17 protein-coding genes are annotated in these 20,448 nt (G+C 39.4%); 11 read left to right on the top strand and 6 right to left on the bottom strand.

Annotated elements, in window-relative coordinates:
• The first annotated feature begins 320 nt into the window (after nt 1-320).
• The 5 genes from IGJ00_RS03920 (at nt 321) to IGJ00_RS03940 (ending at nt 6,160) form a co-directional block, all read left to right on the top strand.
• Nucleotides 321-1,931, top strand: coding sequence for a CTP synthase (locus IGJ00_RS03920; protein WP_034689095.1), 1,611 nt, complete (start codon nt 321-323; stop codon nt 1,929-1,931).
• A 262-nt stretch (nt 1,932-2,193) separates the two neighbouring features.
• Nucleotides 2,194-3,063 carry a class II fructose-bisphosphate aldolase gene (locus tag IGJ00_RS03925; RefSeq protein WP_010736062.1) on the top strand — a complete coding sequence of 290 codons (870 nt, stop codon included), beginning with the start codon at nt 2,194-2,196 and terminating at the stop codon, nt 3,061-3,063.
• A 173-nt stretch (nt 3,064-3,236) separates the two neighbouring features.
• Nucleotides 3,237-4,508 (top strand): UDP-N-acetylglucosamine 1-carboxyvinyltransferase, encoded by a 1,272-nt coding sequence (locus IGJ00_RS03930; protein ID WP_074800108.1) that lies wholly within the window; start codon nt 3,237-3,239, stop codon nt 4,506-4,508.
• Nucleotides 4,505-5,800 carry a transcription termination factor Rho gene (gene rho, locus IGJ00_RS03935; RefSeq protein WP_071867009.1) on the top strand — a complete coding sequence of 432 codons (1,296 nt, stop codon included), beginning with the start codon at nt 4,505-4,507 and terminating at the stop codon, nt 5,798-5,800. The genes IGJ00_RS03930 and rho overlap by 4 nt, the downstream gene beginning before the upstream one ends.
• Before the next feature lie 96 nt (nt 5,801-5,896).
• Nucleotides 5,897-6,160, top strand: a complete 264-nt coding sequence (locus tag IGJ00_RS03940; protein WP_010736059.1) for a type B 50S ribosomal protein L31 — start codon at nt 5,897-5,899, stop codon at nt 6,158-6,160.
• Nucleotides 6,161-6,278: 118 nt separating this feature from the next.
• On the opposite strand, the gene IGJ00_RS03945 is transcribed toward IGJ00_RS03940, so the two are convergent.
• Nucleotides 6,279-6,785, bottom strand: coding sequence for a hypothetical protein (locus tag IGJ00_RS03945; RefSeq protein ID WP_438844135.1), 507 nt, complete (start codon nt 6,783-6,785; stop codon nt 6,279-6,281).
• Nucleotides 6,786-7,477: 692 nt separating this feature from the next.
• Between IGJ00_RS03945 and IGJ00_RS03950 the strand changes: the two genes are divergently transcribed.
• The 3 genes from IGJ00_RS03950 to IGJ00_RS03960 all read left to right on the top strand — a co-directional run bounded on the left by IGJ00_RS03950 (nt 7,478) and on the right by IGJ00_RS03960 (nt 12,013).
• On the top strand, nt 7,478-8,065 hold the full coding sequence (locus tag IGJ00_RS03950; RefSeq protein ID WP_438844136.1) for a nucleotidyltransferase family protein: 588 nt from the start codon (nt 7,478-7,480) through the stop codon (nt 8,063-8,065).
• Between the two features lie 111 nt (nt 8,066-8,176).
• On the top strand, nt 8,177-9,367 hold the full coding sequence (locus IGJ00_RS03955; RefSeq protein ID WP_438844137.1) for an MFS transporter: 1,191 nt from the start codon (nt 8,177-8,179) through the stop codon (nt 9,365-9,367).
• A gap of 426 nt (nt 9,368-9,793) precedes the next feature.
• Nucleotides 9,794-12,013 carry a M60 family metallopeptidase gene (locus IGJ00_RS03960; RefSeq protein WP_438844138.1) on the top strand — a complete coding sequence of 740 codons (2,220 nt, stop codon included), beginning with the start codon at nt 9,794-9,796 and terminating at the stop codon, nt 12,011-12,013.
• 139 nt (nt 12,014-12,152) lie between these two features.
• Here IGJ00_RS03960 and IGJ00_RS03965 read toward each other — a convergent pair whose 3' ends face one another.
• The 5 genes from IGJ00_RS03965 to IGJ00_RS03985 form a co-directional block, all read right to left on the bottom strand.
• The gene (locus IGJ00_RS03965) at nt 12,153-13,475 is read right to left on the bottom strand and encodes a PTS sugar transporter subunit IIC (protein ID WP_019722638.1); all 1,323 of its coding nucleotides are present in this window, start codon (nt 13,473-13,475) and stop codon (nt 12,153-12,155) included.
• 28 nt (nt 13,476-13,503) lie between these two features.
• Entirely contained in the window at nt 13,504-13,809 is a 306-nt protein-coding gene (locus IGJ00_RS03970) for a hypothetical protein (RefSeq protein ID WP_438844139.1), read from the bottom strand.
• Between the two features lie 221 nt (nt 13,810-14,030).
• Nucleotides 14,031-14,834 (bottom strand): TPM domain-containing protein, encoded by an 804-nt coding sequence (locus IGJ00_RS03975; RefSeq protein WP_438844140.1) that lies wholly within the window; start codon nt 14,832-14,834, stop codon nt 14,031-14,033.
• A complete protein-coding gene (locus IGJ00_RS03980) occupies nt 14,831-16,024 on the bottom strand; it encodes a TFIIB-type zinc ribbon-containing protein (RefSeq protein WP_438844141.1) in 1,194 nt (397 codons plus the stop codon). The genes IGJ00_RS03975 and IGJ00_RS03980 overlap by 4 nt, the downstream gene beginning before the upstream one ends.
• A 17-nt stretch (nt 16,025-16,041) precedes the next feature.
• Entirely contained in the window at nt 16,042-17,289 is a 1,248-nt protein-coding gene (locus IGJ00_RS03985) for an SPFH domain-containing protein (RefSeq protein ID WP_071867001.1), read from the bottom strand.
• 465 nt (nt 17,290-17,754) lie between these two features.
• Here IGJ00_RS03985 and dnaX point away from each other — a divergent pair, with 465 nt between their 5' ends.
• From dnaX to recR, 3 genes are read left to right on the top strand one after another with little or no spacing between them, the layout of a single operon-like run.
• The gene (gene dnaX / locus IGJ00_RS03990) at nt 17,755-19,491 is read left to right on the top strand and encodes a DNA polymerase III subunit gamma/tau (protein ID WP_074800128.1); all 1,737 of its coding nucleotides are present in this window, start codon (nt 17,755-17,757) and stop codon (nt 19,489-19,491) included.
• An 18-nt stretch (nt 19,492-19,509) separates the two neighbouring features.
• Complete coding sequence (locus IGJ00_RS03995; protein ID WP_010736051.1) at nt 19,510-19,821, top strand: YbaB/EbfC family nucleoid-associated protein; 312 nt, start codon at nt 19,510-19,512, stop codon at nt 19,819-19,821.
• Between the two features lie 23 nt (nt 19,822-19,844).
• Complete coding sequence (gene recR / locus IGJ00_RS04000) at nt 19,845-20,441, top strand: recombination mediator RecR (RefSeq protein WP_019722633.1); 597 nt, start codon at nt 19,845-19,847, stop codon at nt 20,439-20,441.
• The last annotated feature ends 7 nt before the right edge of the window (nt 20,442-20,448 follow it).

The following is a 20,448-nucleotide window of genomic DNA, read 5'->3' on the forward strand; positions in this document are numbered from 1 at the left end:
AATAGTAACATTTTCTGCCTATATTTTCCTAAAATTTCGGTAACATTTCCTATGTTGCCATTTTCCCTCTTACTTTGATCAATTGAATACTAATCAAAGTCTTTTACGAAAGTGAGTGTATCCTTGTTTAGTGAATTTGTTCAATCATAATTGAATACTTGACTTTCGTTTAGATAGCTTGTAATATACACCTTGGGCACCCTTTTAGAGGGTCAGAAGTTTACAGAAATCAACGCTCCCTATTCTTTAGAAGGATAGGGAGCCTTATTTATTTTCTTAGACTTTTCCTGCAGATAAAACAAGAAGGAGTTTTTGAACATATGACAAAATACATTTTTGTGACAGGCGGCGTGGTTTCATCGATTGGTAAAGGGATCGTAGCAGCATCTTTAGGCCGTTTGTTGAAAAATCGTGGATTGAAAGTAACGATCCAAAAATTTGATCCATACATCAACGTGGACCCAGGGACAATGAGTCCATACCAACACGGAGAAGTTTTCGTTACGGATGATGGAGCAGAAACGGATTTGGACTTAGGCCACTACGAACGTTTTATTGACATCAACTTGAACAAATACTCCAATGTGACGACAGGAAAAATTTATTCAGAAGTTTTACGTAAAGAACGTAAAGGGGAGTACTTAGGCGCAACTGTCCAAGTGATTCCGCATATTACGAATGAAATCAAAGAAAAAATCATGCGTGCAGCTAAAATGACTGACTCAGATATCATTATTACAGAGGTCGGCGGCACAGTTGGGGATATTGAATCACTGCCATTCTTAGAAGCGTTGCGTCAAATGAAAGCTGATGTTGGTTCTGATAACGTGATGTATATCCATACAACGTTGATTCCTTATTTAAAAGCGGCTGGTGAAATGAAAACTAAACCAACACAACATAGCGTGAAAGAGTTACGTGGATTAGGTATCCAACCAAATATCTTAGTCGTGCGCACAGAGCAACCTGTATCTCAAGATGTCAAAAATAAATTGGCACAATTTTGTGACGTTGAACCAGAAGCCGTGATCGAATCACCAGACGTAGATACACTATATTCAATCCCGTTATTATTGCAATCACAAGGAATGGATCGGATCGTTTGTGATCATTTGAAGCTCTCAACGCCAGAAGCAGATATGACAGAATGGAAAGCATTAGAAAATCGTGTCTTGAACTTGAAGAAAAAAGTTCGCATTGCTTTAGTAGGGAAATATGTTGAATTACCTGATGCGTATATTTCAGTTGTGGAAGCATTGAAACATTCAGGCTTTGCATTTGATGCAGATATCGAATTGGATTGGGTCAAAGCACATGAATTGACGAGTGAAAATGTGGACGAACGATTGAAAGAGGCAGATGGGATCTTAGTACCAGGTGGTTTTGGTGATCGAGGAATCGAAGGGAAAATCGAAGCCATTCGTTATGCTCGTGAAAATGATGTCCCATTCTTAGGGATTTGTTTAGGGATGCAAATGGCTTGTGTTGAATTTGCTCGCAATGTCGTAGGTCTAGAAGATGCTGCTTCAGCAGAAACAATTCCAGAAACGACAAACAACATCATCGACTTGATGGCAGATCAAGAGAACGTTGAAAATCTTGGTGGAACATTGCGTTTAGGGCTTTACCCATGTAAAGTCAAAAAAGGCACGACTACTGCTACAGCTTATGATGGTGCAGAAGTTGTCCAAGAACGTCACCGTCATCGCTATGAATTCAACAACAAATACCGTCAACAATTTGAAGCACATGGTTTAGTCTTTTCAGGTGTATCTCCAGACAATCGTTTAGTTGAGATCGTTGAGATCACCGAGAAAAAATTCTTTGTTGGATGTCAATTCCATCCAGAATTAATCTCACGTCCGAACCGTCCACAGAAATTGATCAAAGCATTTGTTGGTGCTTCGTTAACGGAACGCGAATCAAAATAAAAAATGCTAGGAATTGATCCGTCAAAATCAGCGGGTGTCAAATTATTAGAATTGTTATTAATAAATATTTTAAATGTTTATAGAGAACCTTTTACCTACGATATTTCAGTGAATTTTATTTATTTAATGAAAAAAGCGTCTTGAAAATTTTCATTTTTATTGATTTTAGTAGAAAACTAGTGAAATGTTTGGTAAAATAGGTTCGTTGGTTAAGGATCATCTTAACAAATTTAGTTTTCACAAAATTTAGGAGGAATTTATTATGCCAGTAGTATCAGGAGCTGAATTTTTACAAGCTGCTCGTAAAGGCGGTTATGCTGTCGGCGGGTTCAACACAAACAACTTAGAATGGACTCAAGCGATCTTAGAAGCAGCTGAAGCTAAAAAAGCACCAGTACTTATCCAAACTTCAATGGGTGCAGCTAAATACATGGGTGGTTACAAAGTATGTAAAGACATGATCACTAATTTAGTTGAATCAATGAACATCACTGTTCCAGTGGCAATCCATTTAGACCATGGTGACTACGATGCAGCATTAGAATGTATCGAAGTTGGCTATACTTCAGTTATGTTCGATGGTTCTCATTTACCATTCGAAGAAAACTTGAAATTAGCTAGAGACGTTGTTGAAAAAGCTCACGCTAAAGGAATCTCAGTTGAGTGTGAAGTTGGTTCAATCGGTGGAGAAGAAGATGGAATCATCGGAACAGGCGAATTAGCAGACATCGAAGAATGTAAACAAATGGTAGCAACAGGTATTGACTACTTAGCATGTGGTATTGGTAACATCCACGGTCAATATCCAGAAAACTGGAGCGGATTAGCATTTGATCACTTACAAGCAATTGCTGATGCTGTAGGTTCAGATGTACCTTTAGTATTACACGGCGGATCTGGTATTCCTCAAGATCAAATCGAAAAAGCTATCTCAATGGGTATTTCTAAAGTAAATGTGAACACTGAATTCCAATTATCATTTGCTGCAGCAACTCGTGAATATATCGAAGCTGGTAAAGACCGCGAAGGTAAAGGATTTGACCCTCGTAAATTATTAGCACCAGGTAAAGCAGCAATCGTTAAAGATGCTGAATCTCATATCGACTGGTTCGGTTCTGCTAACAAAGCATAATCGATTAAAGTTAGATCAAACGAGATAACTGATAGAAGAGAACAATGTGCCGATCCGGCGATTGTTCTCTTTTTTTATTTAAATAAAAGGAACGATACTCGTTTCTTCGTTTCATCTATGATAAAATACAAGCATATGTATAAAATTTGAGGAATAAACAAGGTGGGGAACAAATGAAAAAAATAATCATCGAAGGAAATCGTCCATTGACTGGTGAAGTAACAATCAGTGGTGCTAAAAACAGTGCAGTTGCCTTAATACCAGCAGCGATTTTAGCAGATTCTCCTGTGATCTTGGAAGGTGTACCTGACATTCAAGATGTTCATTCATTGATAGAAATTTTAGAAATCATGGGCGCGACTGTCCGTTTTGAAAACAATGTATTAGAAATCGATCCACGCGGTGTCGTTTCAGTACCGATGCCAAGTGGGAAGATCAATAGCTTGCGTGCTTCTTACTATTTTATGGGCACGTTATTAGCTAAATTTGGCGAAGCAGTTGTTGGTCTACCAGGCGGCTGTTACCTTGGTCCGCGTCCAATCGACCTTCATATCAAAGGATTTGAAGCGTTAGGAGCAAAAGTCACAAATGAACATGGTGCGATGTACCTACGAACAGAAAACAAAACGCTTCATGGAAATCGTGTGTTTATGGATGTGATTTCTGTTGGTGCAACGATCAATATCATGTTAGCCGCAGTGAAAGCAAAAGGACAGACGACGATCGAAAATGCGGCGCGTGAACCTGAAATCATTGATGTTGCGACATTATTGAACAATATGGGTGCCAAGATCCGTGGAGCAGGCACTGACGTGATTCGTATTGAAGGAGTAGAAGAACTGCATGGTTGCCGTCATTTCATGATTCCTGACCGTATCGAAGCAGGGACTTATTTGGCTGTAGCTGCTGCTGCAGGAAATGGTATAAAAATCAAGAATGTGATCTATGAGCATCTTGAAAGTTTTATTGCTAAACTTCAAGAAATCGGTGTGAGCATGAAAATCAGTGAAGATGAGATCGAAGTCTATCCTTCAAAGAATTTAAAAGCCGCGAATGTGATGACTTATCCGTATCCAGGTTTTGCCACAGACTTACAACAACCGTTGACACCGTTATTATTGATGACTACAGGAACAGCTGAAATCATGGACACGATCTATTCCAAAAGAGTGAATCATGTCCCTGAATTAGCACGAATGGGTGCTGATATCTCAGTAGAAGGGAATATGATCATCCTGAATGGGCCGAATAAACTTCATGGCGCGGAGGTCGTTGCCTCAGATTTGCGTGCAGGTGCTTGTTTAGTCATTGCTGGATTGATGGCAGAAGGCACGACAACGATTTATAATGTCGAATATATTTTGCGTGGCTATGATCATATCATCGAGAAATTAACAGCAATTGGAGCAAGTATCAAAATGGTGGAGGAAGTGGAAGCCGAATGAGCGATTATTTGACAATGGCCGAACTGGAAAACAAAACACTAAAAGATGTTTACAGTTATGCAAAAGAATTCAAGATTCCTTATTATAGTAAGATGAACAAAAAGGAATTATCCCTAGCTGTTATTCGAGCTCAGGCTGAAAAACAAGGCTTTTACTATATGGAGGGGATTTTAGATATCGTTGGACAAGACGGCTATGGTTTTTTGCGTCCGATCAACTATGGTCCAAGTGTCGAAGATATTTATATCTCTGCCTCCCAAATTCGTCGCTTCAGTTTAAGAAACGGTGACAAAGTAGCTGGTAAAGCAAGACCGCCTAAAGAATCAGAACGATATTACGGATTGATGCACGTTGAAAGTGTCAACGGGAGAGATCCGGAAGATGCGAAAGAGCGCCCGCATTTCCCAGCATTGACGCCGCTTTATCCGGAGAAGCAACTTCGTTTAGAAACGACACCGCAACAAATCGCAACACGCATGATCGATATTTTCTCGCCGATTGGCTTTGGACAACGTGGGTTGATCGTTGCACCGCCGAAAGCAGGAAAAACATCCATCTTAAAAGAAATCGCTAATGGGATCACTGAAAATCATCCCGAAGTGGAGTTGATCGTTCTATTGATCGACGAAAGACCCGAAGAAGTAACTGATCTTGAGCGTAGTGTCAAAGGGGATGTGGTTTCTTCCACATTTGATCTGCAACCACAAAACCACACGCGGGTTTCTGAATTGGTTTTAGAGCGTGCCATGCGTTTAGTTGAAGATAAACGGGATGTCGTCATCTTGATGGACAGTATCACTCGATTGGCTCGTGCTTATAATCTAGTGGTACCACCAAGTGGTCGTACATTGAGCGGAGGGATCGATCCTGCTGCACTGTACAAACCGAAAAAATTCTTTGGCGCTGCCAGAAATATTGAAGAAGGCGGTAGCTTAACGATTTTGGCTACGGCATTAGTTGATACAGGGAGTCGGATGGATGATGTCATCTACGAAGAATTCAAAGGAACAGGAAACTTAGAATTACAACTCTCTCGTGAACTATCAGAGCGACGTATTTTCCCTGCTATCGACATCAAAAAATCAGGTACTCGTAAAGAAGAGTTATTGATGGATAGTGATCAGCTAGAAGAAATCTGGAAACTCCGTAAGCATATGATTGGCGACTCATTAGAATATACGGAACAATTGATTCGTTTCTTGCGAAAAACTAAAAATAACCAACAATTTTTTAACGATTTCCAAGATGTTTCTTTTGGCAAAAAAAATCCCACAAGAAATTTAAAAAGATAATTGCAAGCTTATAGGAAACATGGTAAGATGTAAATGTTGTAAATCGACAAATCAACTCTGGTTCAGCAAATGAAGCAGGGCAAAGGAGCGAATAGCATGAAAGAAAATATCCATCCAGATTACCATCCAGTCGTATTTTTGGATTCTACAACTGGTTTCAAATTCTTGTCAGGTTCAACAAAAACTTCACAAGAAACAGTTGAATGGGAAGACGGTAATACATACCCAGTCATCCGTGTCGAAGTAACTTCTGACTCACATCCATTCTACACTGGACGTCAAAAATTCACACAAGCAGACGGACGTGTGGACCGTTTCAACAAAAAATACGGTCTCAAAGACGAAAACGCTGCGGAATAATAAAAACATTGTTAAGTCAAGTTTTAGCAGACTATCCCATGAGGATAGTCTGTTTTTTTAAAATTTTTTGTAAATTTCTATGTAAAGCTCATGAACTGGGTATCTATTAAAAAAATCTCTAAATAGTATCGTTAGCCGTTTGATGTATATAATTACTGATTTCTTGAGCTTTCGCAAAATAATAATATGCTTCTGGACTAAATTTTTCAATCTTTCCCATCTTTTTAAAGAGGAAAGCACCGGTTAGTTCAGGCAAAGATTTAGATGAGTCGTAGTGTTCGATAGTTGTATGATTAGATTTTATCAGACAAGCTAAATATGCAGCTTTAGAAGCACTCACCAAAGCTTCTTCTAATATATAGTTTTTGCAAATGATATGAGACTTGTTTCTTCGGATTCCATCTTCTAATTTTAAGAATGTCTCTTTATAACTACTACCACGTCCTCCAATAACACATGCAGTTTTTAGGATATCATCTAAGACGTCATCAGGACTCATGTTACTTAATTCGCGATAGATAAGTTCTTGTTTCGCGCATTTGATGAAAGCGGCTCTTATTTTATCTAAATCATTTGCTTGGTCAAATAAGCTTTCAACGTCAAATAACTGTTTAATAATTTCCATTTCTTTTCCCTTGTTGTAAGGAATACCAGTAGTATTTGGGGCAAACGCAGTTAACTTATCGCCTAGTATGTTTTCGATATCTGGGACGTGAACTTGCTTTGTTTGGTGGTGAAGTAACTACGAAAGGACTATTGATTGGCAGTTCTATTACCTGATTATAGGGAAAGGACTCAAATAAAATATCAAATAATACATAGGATTCTGTACCATCTAATGGTGATGGATAAAAAAACTTAAAATGCTCCTTGGGAATCTCTGTTTGATAACGTGATTGTTCTTCAAATCGGGTAAAGAGAGAACAGGCAATAATTGAAATTTCTGATTTGTTTTAACAAATAATTGGGTGTAAATCAAATTATTACCCTAATATTTGTTTAGTTATCCAGTTTCTAATTTAATAATTTGAACTTATGATAAAATATTCAGTAATAGAATTAGCGAGCCTTCTCTTGAACGTAAAACAAATGTTACTAATCTAATGAAAAAGCATTAAGCTATGAGAATACTTGTTAGTTCAATGATGAAATTATTTGTTTTTTATCCGTACAACTCTATTATAGGATCGCTTTGTTTGCTATTTAATAATCAAACGTGGGAAGCTCTATTGCAGATTGCAACCGCTTCCTGTAAGATTTTATTTAAGAAAATAATCGTTTGAACCGGAACATTATTAAAAAAAGGCGGGAAAAACCATGATAAAAAATGAACTATTGCAGACTCAAAAAGAATCACTCCACGAGATACTAAAACAAGATACTGCTCTTTATCAAATCATCCAAACGGTTTCTAACATGGCGATACCAGAACTATATGTGGGAGCGGGATGTATCGTACAATCCGTTTGGAATCGGCTTTATGGCATGCCGATAGGCTACGGGATAAGCGATGTTGATATTGTTTATTTTGATGAAGAATTAAGCGAAGAAAAAGAGCTGGACACGAGTAAGGAAATTGCAGAGGCAATCGGACATTCAACCTATTCGTTGGATATCATCAACGAGGCAAGGGTCCATCTTTGGTACGAAGAAAGATTTGGCTTTCCGATCCAGGCGTATACTTCTTCAGAAGAAGCCATTTATACATGGCCAACTACAGCTACAGCAATCGCTGTTTCTCTTGATGAGAAGGGACAGTTGCAAGTGTTGTCTCCTTATGGGCTAGATGATGTATTTGAAGGGATCATCCGACCGAATAAAAAAATGATCACAGAAGAAATCTATGATCAGAAAGTTGCAAAATGGATTAAGAAATGGCCAGAGCTCAAAGTCGTTCCTTGGTAGTAACTGCTTTTTAGGAAACTATTTTTGAGGATCGGCCTAAAAGAACTAGGATACAATGAATAGTGACAAACGAATGCTGTTGATTGAATCCACTGATTGAAGGAGAAAAAAATGAAGGATAAAAAAGCTTTTTTGTGTTTGATGTTCGGTCAAGCAGTAGCGAATATTGGTGATACGATCTATACAGTAGCAATCATCAGTGCAGTTTTTTCTTGGACAAATTCAGCATTTGCTTCAGCCGTTGTACCAGTCGTCGTTACAGGAGCAATGATGTTGGCTAGCTTTTTGACACCCTTATTCTCCATGAAAATATCGCTTGATAGAATGTTGAAATGGAGTCAAATAATGAAGACCATTTTTTTGACCGTTCTAGCAGCCTATCTCTCTTATCTGCCTAAACCAATTAACCTAGGCGTGATTTACTTTTTGATTGCTTGTATTGCATTTTTAGATGCATGTGCGGAACCAGTCAGTATGGCACTTATTCCTCGATATATCAAAAAAGATCAGTTGATTCGGGCAAATAGCTTATTTAGCACGATGCTTCAAGTCGTTAATATCGGAAGTTGGGCGGTAGGTGCTTCTCTACTTATCTGGTTTTCTGTTTCTGAGCTAGTTTGGATAGACGTGGGACTATTTTTAGTTTGTTCTGTTTTATTTTTATTTCTACCTAGAGCTGTTGAAAAAGCAGCAAAGCACTCAAAATGGCAAGAGTTGAAAAAAGGTTGGCGATACGTTTGGAGAGAGCCTTTGATACGGATAGTCGTGATCATGGATACAATAGAAGGAATTGCCAATACAGCATGGGCCTCTTCTATTGTGCTGGTTTTTGTATCGGTAGTATTGGAACAACCAGCTAACTGGTGGGGCTATATCAATACTTCTTATTTTATTGGCGCGTTACTCGGAAGTTTGATCGTGATGAAAAGTCCGGCCTTTTTTGATAAAAGTAAAGGAAAAGCAATCGTAGGAGGCTCTTTTTTGGGTGGTGTAGCAACTTTGCTAGTCGTGTTGCTCCCTTATGCGTCATTTGTTTTGCTCTGTACGTTTATGATCGGAATCTTTTTCCAGATAAAAAATATTCCGCAAGCAACGATCATTCAGCAAAAGACTTCAGAAGAAAAGTTACTTTCTGTGTATGCGATATCAGGAGTAATCCATATGGGCACTTTTTCGACTGCGATGCTAGTTATGGGGAAAATTGCTGATCTTTTTGGCGTGAAAGTTGTTTATCTTTGTTCAGGGATACTTCTTATACTCGTGGCGCTCATCGGTCAGTATAAGAAAAATCTATTTGCTTGAAAAAACTAGTATTATTTTAACACGAGATGGGACAGAAGTGTTTAGCCCTGATAAATAAGGTGCCATTGACGAAAAATTGTTCTTCAAATTTTCGTGGATGGTGCCTTATTTCTGAAAGTGTTACTTCTGTTTCCACTGCTTATTCGATTTCAGGTGGTGGGAGAGGATTAATAGCCTAAACATGTTTTTTTATTATTGTGAGAAAATATGGCAAGCGTGTTGTTGTTTATTTATTTTTTACATCATTGTTTGGTAAGGATAGTGGTATAAAAAGCAATTTTATAGGTAATTGTCAGTAGAAACATAAATAAAATAAAAATTTTTTTATTTTTTTCAGATGTGAAGAAAAATTGGTAAATAACACATTCTTGCGGATGTTATAGTTATTTTGTAATAAAAAATGATTTTAGGGGAGTTATTTTAAAAATGAAGAAAAGTTTATTATTTAGCGCTGCACTTTTAGGGATGGTTATGTTTTCTGATGTAACTACCGCAGAGGAAGTTATTCATTCGGGGGATAATGAAAAAGCTACCACTTCTGCAATCGTACAAAACAATCAAAATATTTCTACTAAACTAGAACTCAAACAGAGTGAGAATCTAAATACATATAGATCAACTATTTTAGATAATCCATATGGTCCGAGTACTAATCAATCGACCGGAATATATAAACGTGCGAATGATGTGATCGAGATATACGTAGATGAATCAACTGATCAAACACAACTACCGACGTATACAGTTACTACACCTGCTTTAACGAATTTTTCGGAAGGCTCGGCAAATGGAACACAACTTGTTAAGGGACGTAATGTGATTTCTGGTTCGCAAGTCGGTCTGATCCACATTCGTAATGAATCTGGTCAAACAGCGCAAGGAAAACTAAGTATTGAAATCAAAGGCGGGGTAACGATTCCTCGATTTATTCTTGGTGAAACAACTCAGCAAGAATGGACAAAAATGATTGCCGATAATCCGACAGCAGTAGGCTATGAACTAGTCAGTGACCGTGTGTTAGTGACAGGATCGAATCGAACACTCCAAGATGCAAAGGATCCTGAGACGATTCTTAATGCACATGAGAAAGTCATTACGTTCCATAATCAAACATCTGGTTTAGATGGTAGTTCTGCTGTCCATCGTAAGCCAGTTGGGTTGTTCCAACATTTGCGAGAAACTATCCAGTCTGGCTATTATATGTACGCTTTTTACCAACATACAGCTTATAACAGCACCTCCGATGCAATGAGAGCAGTACTGAATCCTACGACTAGGGGACAATGGGGAATTTGGCATGAACTTGGTCATACCTACCAATTATCACGAATGAATTGGAAAGACTTGACGGAGGTCACAGTAAACATCTATTCTATGCGTGCAGAAAAAGGACTGGGCGTGCGTAGTCGTCTAGAAAGCGATAATCGTTATCCAACTATTTTCAACTATTTGAATGGAACAGGGCAAAAACAATTTGATAGCCAAAACGTTTGGACAAAATTAGGAATGTTCTGGCAATTGGAATTAGCATTTGGTGAAGATTTCTATCCAAACTTACATAAAATGTATCGAAACGAACAACGATCACTGCCGACGGAACAAGACAAACGTCAGTATTTTGTCGTTGCAGCTTCAAAAATCAGTGGTCAAAACTTGCAACCTTTCTTTGAAAAATGGGGCATCCAAGTGACTGCTGAAAGTCGAATCGAAATGGAAAAGCTACCAAGCTTGACTAAAAAAATCTGGGAATACCGAGATGAGATGACAGGTGAAGTAGGGGATATCGATGGTGGTACGAACAATAATGACAAAGAAGCACCGACAATCCCAACAGGTCTTGCAGCGAATGAGGTAACAAGTCATTCTGTTAAATTAGCATGGAACCCATCTTCGGATAACACGAAAGTCAAAGGGTACAATATCTATAGGAACAACGTAAAAGTGGGAACAACGGATAAGCCTGAATATTTAGATGGAAATCTAAAGAGTAACGAAGTATATGTGTATCAGGTGAGCGCTTATGATGAAGCAGGGAACGAATCAGCAAGAACGAGCTTCTTGACGGTCGTTACAAGACAAGAAGAAAAAGATGATGAAGCACCAAGCATCCCAACAGGTTTGACGCAGGGAAGTGTAACGACTAATACCGCGCAGATCATTTGGACTGCTGCGACAGATAATCTACGTGTGGCTGGCTACAATATCTATCGTGACGGTGTAAAAATCAATTCAGTAACAGGTTTGAATTTCACTGATACGAATCTAGCAAGCAATACTAGCTATACTTACCAAGTCAGTGCTTATGATGGAGCAGGTAATGAGTCAGGAAAAAGTCAGGCAGTGACAATCAAGACCAACGAGCAAAATGTTATTCAAGATACTTGGCGCAGTGACCAAATTTACACAGCAGGAGACTTAGTGATTTATAACGGCATCCAATACCGTGCTAAATGGTGGGTCAGAGGAGAACGTCCTGATACATCACAGGCTTGGGAGAAAGTAGATAAAACACAATCAGAAGAATGGGGAGCGAACAAGGCATATTCTGGTGGTGACCAAGTTGTCTACAAAGGAAAGACCTATGAAGCAAAATGGTGGAATACTAATAGCAATCCAGAAACAAGCAGTGTCTGGGTATTGAAGTAATAAGTTAAAACAAATCAGTTTCACTAGAATAAAAAATCAGTAATGAAAAACAGCACCTACTTCTTTCTCTAAGGAAAGTAGGTGCTGTTTTTATGAAATAAAAGAAGTAGACTCAATCTTACTCTAAGTATCTCTCAAATTAGTTAGATAGTGGTGTTTCTTTTGATGTTTCAGTTTCTAAAGCCTGTTCTTTTGCTAATTCATTTTTATCATAAATCTTAACGAATGGATAATACATAAAAATGGAAAGAATGATTAATAAAATGTTCAATACGGCTGCCCGCCAGTCACCACCTGTAGCTAAGTAAGCACCAATAGGACCAGGGAGCGTCCATGGTGCGGTGATGGTAACAGCACTGACTAAGCCTAGTTTAGTCGCAAACCAAGCGATGGTTGCGCAAACCATTGGAGCAAAGATAAACGGAATGATCAGTGTCGGATTCAATACGATCGGTACGCCAAAGATGACTGGCTCATTGATATTGAAAATAGAAGGAGTGATGATTGCCTTACCTAGTTTTGAAGCATATTTTGATTTGGCTGTGAAGGCAAGCAGAATCGCTAAACCGATCGTACAACCTGCGCCGCCGATCCAAACAAACCATTGATAAAAAGGTTCAGCTGCAATATTGGGTAACGCCTCACCAGCAGCTGCTGCAGTTGTATTGGATTCTAAGATCTGCAACCATAAGGGGCGAGCAAGTGAACCAATGATGGATACGCCATGGATACCGAATGCCCAGAAAAAAGTGATTAGAAAAATCAGCAACAATACACTCGGCAACGTATCGGTTGCGCTGATCAAAGGGCTGACAATTTTTGAAACGGCAGTGTGCCAATCAAAGCCGATATAATAGCTGATCGATGCCATGACTAAAATCACGATCAAGGTTGGCGTTAATGCTTCGAAAGAACGTGCAACCGCAGGAGGTACTTGCTCAGGCATTGTGATTTTGAATTTCGATTTATCCGTCAAACGATACACTTCGACTGCAAAAATCGAAGTAATGATTCCGACAAACATCCCACCACCGCCAAGATTGGCCATAGGCAAAACAAAACCAGAAGTGCCAGCAGCTTCCGCAGCCTCAAGAGGAATATTGACAGGGATAAAGGTCAACAAAAAAGCAATCGTAGCGAGTAACCCGCCAGAAACAACATCTAGTTTATAGGTTTTGGCTAAACTGGCACCGATACCAAATGTCGCATATAGAGACATGATATACATGGTCATGCGATAGGGTAATAAAATAGTTGCTGCATTTTCGGACAAGAACTGATAGATCCCCCAACTGGGCGGTAAAGGAGGAAAAGCAATGATCAAGAAAAACGAACCGACGATAATTAGTGGCAATGTAGCGATGATCCCATCACGAATGGCACGTAAATGTCTTTGGTTGGCAATTGTAGCCATTGGACCTGCCAAATAACGCTCAATGATTTCTGTAAACTTTGTTAACATTTCGACACTCCTTTTTTATCGATAGAATTTAGAAGATGATGCCTTGATACAACCATAAGTAAGCGGCGGACATGAGACAGACTGTAGCAATAAGAAATGTTCGGATACATCCTTTAGTAAAGCCTATATTAGTTGAAATAAAATAATAATTGCCAGTGATGACAGCAGCTAAAGAGGGAGGAAGAAAGAGAAAGACCCCCAGTCGAACTTCCCAGTGTAATAAATAGAATAAATAGGGAATGAAGATACCACTCACGATACAAGCAAGAAGCAAGTAACAAGCCGATTTCATCCCAAAATGAATGATTGATGGAGCTGTTTCTTTATTATTCATGGTGCGACCTCCTTTCATTTTTTTGAAACGCTTACATAAGTCAAGTATACATTTATGAAATTAAAAATCAACATATATATCTATTTAACGTAATTTTATTTCTATGACTATTTCAGTATGGGTAAGTGTGTAAGTATTTAATGATAGTATAAAAAAACATGAATCAGATAGAGGGATTCCCTCATAGTCTGATCCATGTTTCGTGTTCTGTTTTCATTGAATTAAAAACTTCGGCCACCGCCGCCAAAGGTACCGCCACCACTCGAATGAGTCGTGCTGCCACCACCACCGCTTCCTGGGGGTGGCGCTTTAGGGATACGACGAGTCGTGACAAAGGAGTTCGTTAAACGATCTGTTTTGTCCGTCAATTTGATGCTTGCCTTTTCACGGAATGGGTATTTATATGTCCCGGATTTCAATTGGTATCGTGAGGCGGTGATCATATAAAAAGCGATGCTTAAGATAGCTGCCAAAGCCACCGCAATCACTATTTCGACGGTAGTCAAAACTTTATACCGAGTGATTTTACCTGTGGCTTCATCTATACGATAATGACCGCCAGGCACTCCTTCATCTACATAAGTAGAAGCTTTGGTCAAATAGGCTTGGGCTGCTGCATAATAGTTTGCATTCGTCATCTGATCATAGACATCATCCAAAATCGAATCGATCCTGCGGTCCGTCAAATAGTCGATCATATTTCCAGAAGTGGAGATATAGATTTCTCGTTGCCCCATATCTAAAAGAAAAACAGAACCATTTTGATCATTTCCTATTGCGGTTCTTAAATAGTTGTCAGCGAAATCTCTCGGTTCTGAACTATTTGAGGTAGTTGTGACGATAAATACTTGTCCTTTGATCTTTTCATTGATTTCTTTCGCTTGTTGGTTCAGTGTGTTGACTTGTTCGCTTGTAAATAAATTCGCGTCGTCATTGATTGTTGGGGTAGCAGCTCCTACGATCGGTGTCCACAGTAAACTAATAGCTAATAAAAAGAAAATGGAGAGACTTTTTTTACTCATCATATCAAATAGCCTCCAATCATAAAGAGGATCGCTAAAACAGTGAATATCCCAAAAGAGGTCAAAGCGAGTTTTTTATGACTGATCGGTAATACACCGCTAACTTTACCCGTTTGGCCATTCATTGCATAATAATAGACTTTCTTGTTAGAATCGTTGCTACGGTAAGTAACAAGCCAGACCGGTAACAAGACATATTCATTTTTTTCGCCAGTGATTTCCGCAGAAGTACGTACTCCGGTCAAAGTAGTATAGCCATTGGCTGTATCTCGCAACAATTTTTCGGAATAATCACGTAACTCATTTTGGATATCTGCTTTGATTGCTTGGTACTCAATGTCACGTTTCTCTGCTTGGAAACCAGCAAGATACTGACTTTTGAATCCGATAGCTTTAGCTAATGGAAATGGTTGGACAGCCTCCACCATTTTTTGTTGTGTATTTTTTGACAAAGCATTTTTTACTAATTCTTTGAAGGAAAGCTTTCCTTCGCGGTGAACCGCATATTGTTTTGTTTCGGTATACTCGATATCACCGACACGCCAGATTCTGACAACTGTCCCGTTGGCTTGTAAAGAACCATCTAGTTCAGCGTCGGTTGCCCAATATGGGAAATAAACGCCAGTTAATTTGTCGATTTGCTCCTGATTGAAAAATGCTTTTGGTACAAACCATTTTTTCTTCGTCCATGCGAGAAACTGTTTGATTGCTTCTTCTTTTTCTACAGCAAAAGGCAGAACTTTATTTGGTAAGAAGTCACCACTTAGTCGTCCGGATAGCACGACTGGATTATGACAGTAGTAACAATAGGTAGCAGCTGTAGTGGCTTCTGTGACGATTTCTGCACCGCAGTTTGGACATAAAAATAGTTCCATGTTGCTTTGTTCGTCAGTAGCCGTCTGTTCAGCTGTTGCCTCTGTATCAGTCATTCCACCAGCATCTGCAAATGCTTGACGTTCTGTTTCATCCATTTGATCGAGCTGTTCTTCTGCTGTAAAGGTGAACTCATCCGTTGCAACTGGTTGATCTTGAGTCCCATTGATGTCGCGGGCCGATTTTTGTTCTTCTTCATATTGACTGACTTCTGCTTCTGTATAAACATTTAAGCAATAATCACAATGAAATTTTTGATCTTTTGGATCGAAGGTCAATGGTCCGCCACAATTGGGGCATTTATGTGTTAAAGCATCCATTCAGGCACCCCTTTCAACTAGTCGAGTGGGATACCTTTGAATGGTTTTCCACAATTTGGACAAAACTTAGGAATTCCATTTGAAAGATCCACTACTTCATGACATTCGCTACATTTCATTTCGAGCTTTGGCTGACTATTCGCTACTGGTTTTGCACCACCACAGTTTGAACAGAATTTACCAGTGTTTTCGGTACCACAGACAGGGCAAGTCCATGTATCATTAGTGCCTTGCGCTGTTTGTTGGTTTTGTTTTTCTTGTTGTTGCTTGATTTGTTCTTGATTATTTTGTGAGGACTGAGCTAAGTAGGAGCCATTGGCATTCATGCCCATTCCCATGCCCATAAAGCCAGTCATTGCACCGGCATCATTTTTACCTGCAGCTTCCATCCCACGAGCAATCGAACCTTGCACATAGCCCTCACGGACACTAGGATCACCTAACATGGCACCTTCATTGCGCATGTTGATGAGTTTGACCGAATCATCTGTGTAAGAGATGCTAGCAACTGCGACAGAAACAATCTCCATCCCACGAAGCTCACGCCAGGAATCGTCTAACGCTGTGCCCATATATTTGCTTAGTTCTAAACTTTTTGATGGGACATAGGAAATACGTTGCCCATCAGCAGACATTTGGTTGATCGCTGATTGAAGAGCAGTCAAAAATTCTGCTAAATATTGTTCATTGATATCTGCAATTTCAACTTGCGTCTTATTTTTAGGAATTGCATTTGTATAGAATAAGATTGGATCGGTGATATGGATAGAGTACGTTCCATGCGCACGTAAGAATAATTCTGCATTATAGAAATTATCAAAGTAATTCAACGGAGCGCTTGTGCCAAATTTGATTCCCTTGATCTCTTGTAGATTGATATAGAATACTTGTTGTTTTTGTGGTGTCACGCCACCAAATTTAAAGCGGTCGAAGGTTTCAGCGATTGCACCTTTCAATGAACCATTGAACATGGAAGGGGCAGCATCATTTTTGATCGTATAATAGCCTTCCTCAGCTGTGTAATCGATGATTTTTCCACCATCTACCAAGAGCATCATCATGTTCGGATAGACATGAACGACTGTGCCATCTGTCAATACATCTTCTGTACCTTTTCGATTGGATCCTCGTTTATCGTCTTTACGTACCTTGACACCTTTTGTCATAACTGTGGTGTCGCTCATATTGTCTGGTTCAATGACTTCGATCCATTGATCTGCTAATCCGCCGCCGATCATGCTAGTTGCTGCTTTAATAAGTCCCATAAAAAGTCCTCCCTGTGAGCAAGTATTTTTTTACTACGTATATGTTTATATTATACCATAGGAGACTGAAAATGCTCTCAGTCGAAAGATGTAGAAAACCAGAGCAACTATTTTCCACGTTCAGCCATACATTTTAGAACTGAACTTTTTTTCAGAATCTGGATAAATACTGTTCAAGACGCAACTCTTTGGACACAGCTCAAAAAAATCAACGATGAAATAGCTATTTTGGATGTTTCTGTCTAATAGTCTAGAGTTTAAGGCTTCTTTCACAACCTAGCCAAACGATGTTCGAAATTGGTATTTAGCCGAAACATCCCAAAATACGAGCAGCTTTTTTGAATGTTAAGACTTATTTCTAAGTGTTGCTCACTTCTGTTACAACCGAATAAAGTATAGTAGTTTTTTTTTGCTAAATCACGTATAATAAAAGTTAGTGAATTTTTCAAAAGAAGGGGGATCCTTATGGCATATCAAGCACTTTATCGTGTGTGGCGTTCACAGCGATTTGAAGATATCGTTGGACAAAAAGCTGTGACACAAACATTGAAAAATGCGATTGTTTCCCATAAAACCTCACATGCCTATTTGTTTACAGGACCAAGAGGGACAGGGAAAACAAGTGCGGCAAAAATATTTGCCAAGGCGATCAATTGCCCAAACAGCAAAGATGGTGAACCTTGTAATCATTGTGAGATGTGTCAGTCGATCACGACTGGGACACAAGAAGATGTCATTGAAATCGATGCGGCAAGTAACAATGGTGTCGAGGAGATCCGTTTCATCAGAGATCGAGCAAATTATGCACCAACAAAAGCCGCTTACAAAATTTATATCATTGATGAAGTCCACATGCTTTCGACTGGAGCGTTCAATGCTTTACTGAAAACACTGGAAGAACCAAAAGAAAGTGTAATTTTTATTTTAGCAACCACTGAACCGCACAAAATCCCTGCAACGATCATCTCTCGAACACAACGTTTTGATTTCAAACGGATCAATGCAGCAGATATTACCGAACATTTAGAATATATCTTGGATCAAACAGAGATTGCTTATGAAGCGCCTGCGTTGACTGTCATCGCACGAGCAGCAGAAGGTGGGATGCGGGATGCGTTAAGTATTCTTGACCAAGCGATTTCTTTCAGTGATGGCACGATCACGTTGGATGATGCGATGCAAGTCACGGGGAGTTTGACGAATGAGATGATGGATGCGTATCTATCCGCTTGTTTTAGCAAAGAGATCCCACAAGCCTTACAAGAATTGAATCAAATTTTAGCGGCAGGAAAAGAATCACGGCGCTTTTTAGAAGATCTGTTGTCTTATTGCCGTGATCTATTGATGTATCAGCAAGCACCAAATCTATTAGAGGAAACCTCACATGTCAAAACAGAAACATTCACGACATTGGCGAAAGAAATACCGGCACAACGCTTGTTTCAAATGATCCAAATTTTGAGCGATACACAAAATGAGGTGCGTTTTACAAATAGCGCGACCATTTATTTAGAGGTTGCCACAGTGAAACTAGCTCAATCTTCAGCAAATGAAAGTCAGCAAGTGCCTAGTGAGATCGATCAGCAACAAGTAAGACAATTGCAACAAGAGATCCAAGAGCTGAAAAAGGAAATCAAAGAAATCAAAAATGGTACGGTGAAAGTCACTGCGAATCAGCAAACGACGCAATCACCTGTTCAGAAAAAACAGCCAAGTACATACCGTATTCCCACGGAACGGGTGTATAATGTACTAAAAGAGGCGACAAGGAAACACTTGAATGAAGTAAAAGAAGTCTGGGATGATCTTTTGATGAGTTTGTCAGTGACCCAGCGAGCGATGCTCAAAGCAAGTGAACCAGTTGCGGCAGGACCTAATGGACTAGTGATTGCTTTTGATTATGAAATCGTCTGTCAGCGCGCAGCTAATGACGAAGAGCTTCAATTAGCGATCCACAACCAACTTAGTCGCATGATCAAAGATTATGCGCCAGAGCCTGTCTATATCACACGGGAAAGTTGGCCCGGTCTAAGAAAAAATTATCTCGTCCAAGCAAAGGATGGAGAAGCCGAAGAATCGTTTGCGTCTGATGATGAATCAGACGAGATCGAATTGCTTCCTCAAGAACAAACAAACCAAGAAAATGTAGTGACGAAAGCTGAAGAACTTTTCGGTTCAGCAGTCACAGTAATCGATGATTAGAAAAGGAGAGCGATACTAATGATGCGCGGAATGGGAAATATGCAAGGGATGATGAAACAAGTCCAAAAAATGCAAAAAGAAATGGGCGAAGCCCAAGAAAAACTAAATGAAACAGAATTTACTGGCAGTTCTACGAATGACTTAGTCAAAGTCGTTTTTACTGGTAATCGTCGAATGAAAGATATCCAGATCAATGATGAAGTAGTTGACCCAGAAGATACAGAAATGCTACAAGATTTGATCGTGATGGCTGTCAATGACGTATTAGAAAAAATCGATACAGAATCAGAAAAAACAATGGGAAAATACACTAAGGGCTTACCCTTTTAAATTTTCCTGAAGGGGAAATGAACATGCAATATCCAGAACCAATTGCCAAACTGATCGACAGTTATATGAGACTTCCAGGTATTGGTCAAAAAACAGCGACAAGACTAGCTTTTTATACGATCGATATGAAGGATGAAGTGGTCAATGAATTTGCCAAAGCTTTATTGAGCGTCAAACGTGATCTACATTTTTGTAGTATTTGCGGAAATATCACAGAAGAAGATCCTTGTGAGATCTGTAAAGATCCATCGAGAGATCGTGGTATCATTTTAGTCGTTGAAGAACCAAAAGATGTCATGGCGATGGAGAAGATGCGTGAGTATCGTGGCTTGTACCATGTGCTACATGGTGTATTGTCACCAATGGAAGGCACGGGTCCAGAAGATATCAATATTCCTCCTCTCTTACAACGCTTGCATGATGCAGAGGTCCAAGAAGTGATCATCGCAACGAATGCGACCACTGAAGGAGAAGCAACTGCAATCTACCTTTCACGATTGATCAAGCCTGCTGGGATCAAAGTCACACGGTTAGCTCATGGCTTATCTGTTGGTTCCGATATCGAATATGCAGATGAGGTGACTTTAATGAAAGCGGTCGAAGGCAGACGTGAACTATGATTTTTTG

The organism is Enterococcus sp. AZ062 (assembly GCF_051715065.1).
GTDB lineage: Bacteria > Bacillota > Bacilli > Lactobacillales > Enterococcaceae > Enterococcus_B > Enterococcus_B mundtii.

Bases quoted from the DNA above. Each gene is read 5' to 3' on its own strand.
- IGJ00_RS03920 (WP_034689095.1), top strand. From the start codon at position 321: ATGACAAAATACATTTTTGTGACAGGCGGCGTGGTTTCATCGATTGGT.
- IGJ00_RS03925 (WP_010736062.1), top strand. From the start codon at position 2,194: ATGCCAGTAGTATCAGGAGCTGAATTTTTACAAGCTGCTCGTAAAGGC.
- IGJ00_RS03930 (WP_074800108.1), top strand. From the start codon at position 3,237: ATGAAAAAAATAATCATCGAAGGAAATCGTCCATTGACTGGTGAAGTA.
- rho (WP_071867009.1), top strand. From the start codon at position 4,505: ATGAGCGATTATTTGACAATGGCCGAACTGGAAAACAAAACACTAAAA.
- IGJ00_RS03940 (WP_010736059.1), top strand. From the start codon at position 5,897: ATGAAAGAAAATATCCATCCAGATTACCATCCAGTCGTATTTTTGGAT.
- IGJ00_RS03945 (WP_438844135.1), bottom strand. From the start codon at position 6,785: ATGGAAATTATTAAACAGTTATTTGACGTTGAAAGCTTATTTGACCAA.
- IGJ00_RS03950 (WP_438844136.1), top strand. From the start codon at position 7,478: ATGATAAAAAATGAACTATTGCAGACTCAAAAAGAATCACTCCACGAG.
- IGJ00_RS03955 (WP_438844137.1), top strand. From the start codon at position 8,177: ATGAAGGATAAAAAAGCTTTTTTGTGTTTGATGTTCGGTCAAGCAGTA.
- IGJ00_RS03960 (WP_438844138.1), top strand. From the start codon at position 9,794: ATGAAGAAAAGTTTATTATTTAGCGCTGCACTTTTAGGGATGGTTATG.
- IGJ00_RS03965 (WP_019722638.1), bottom strand. From the start codon at position 13,475: ATGTTAACAAAGTTTACAGAAATCATTGAGCGTTATTTGGCAGGTCCA.
- IGJ00_RS03970 (WP_438844139.1), bottom strand. From the start codon at position 13,809: ATGAATAATAAAGAAACAGCTCCATCAATCATTCATTTTGGGATGAAA.
- IGJ00_RS03975 (WP_438844140.1), bottom strand. From the start codon at position 14,834: ATGATGAGTAAAAAAAGTCTCTCCATTTTCTTTTTATTAGCTATTAGT.
- IGJ00_RS03980 (WP_438844141.1), bottom strand. From the start codon at position 16,024: ATGGATGCTTTAACACATAAATGCCCCAATTGTGGCGGACCATTGACC.
- IGJ00_RS03985 (WP_071867001.1), bottom strand. From the start codon at position 17,289: ATGGGACTTATTAAAGCAGCAACTAGCATGATCGGCGGCGGATTAGCA.
- dnaX (WP_074800128.1), top strand. From the start codon at position 17,755: ATGGCATATCAAGCACTTTATCGTGTGTGGCGTTCACAGCGATTTGAA.
- IGJ00_RS03995 (WP_010736051.1), top strand. From the start codon at position 19,510: ATGATGCGCGGAATGGGAAATATGCAAGGGATGATGAAACAAGTCCAA.
- recR (WP_019722633.1), top strand. From the start codon at position 19,845: ATGCAATATCCAGAACCAATTGCCAAACTGATCGACAGTTATATGAGA.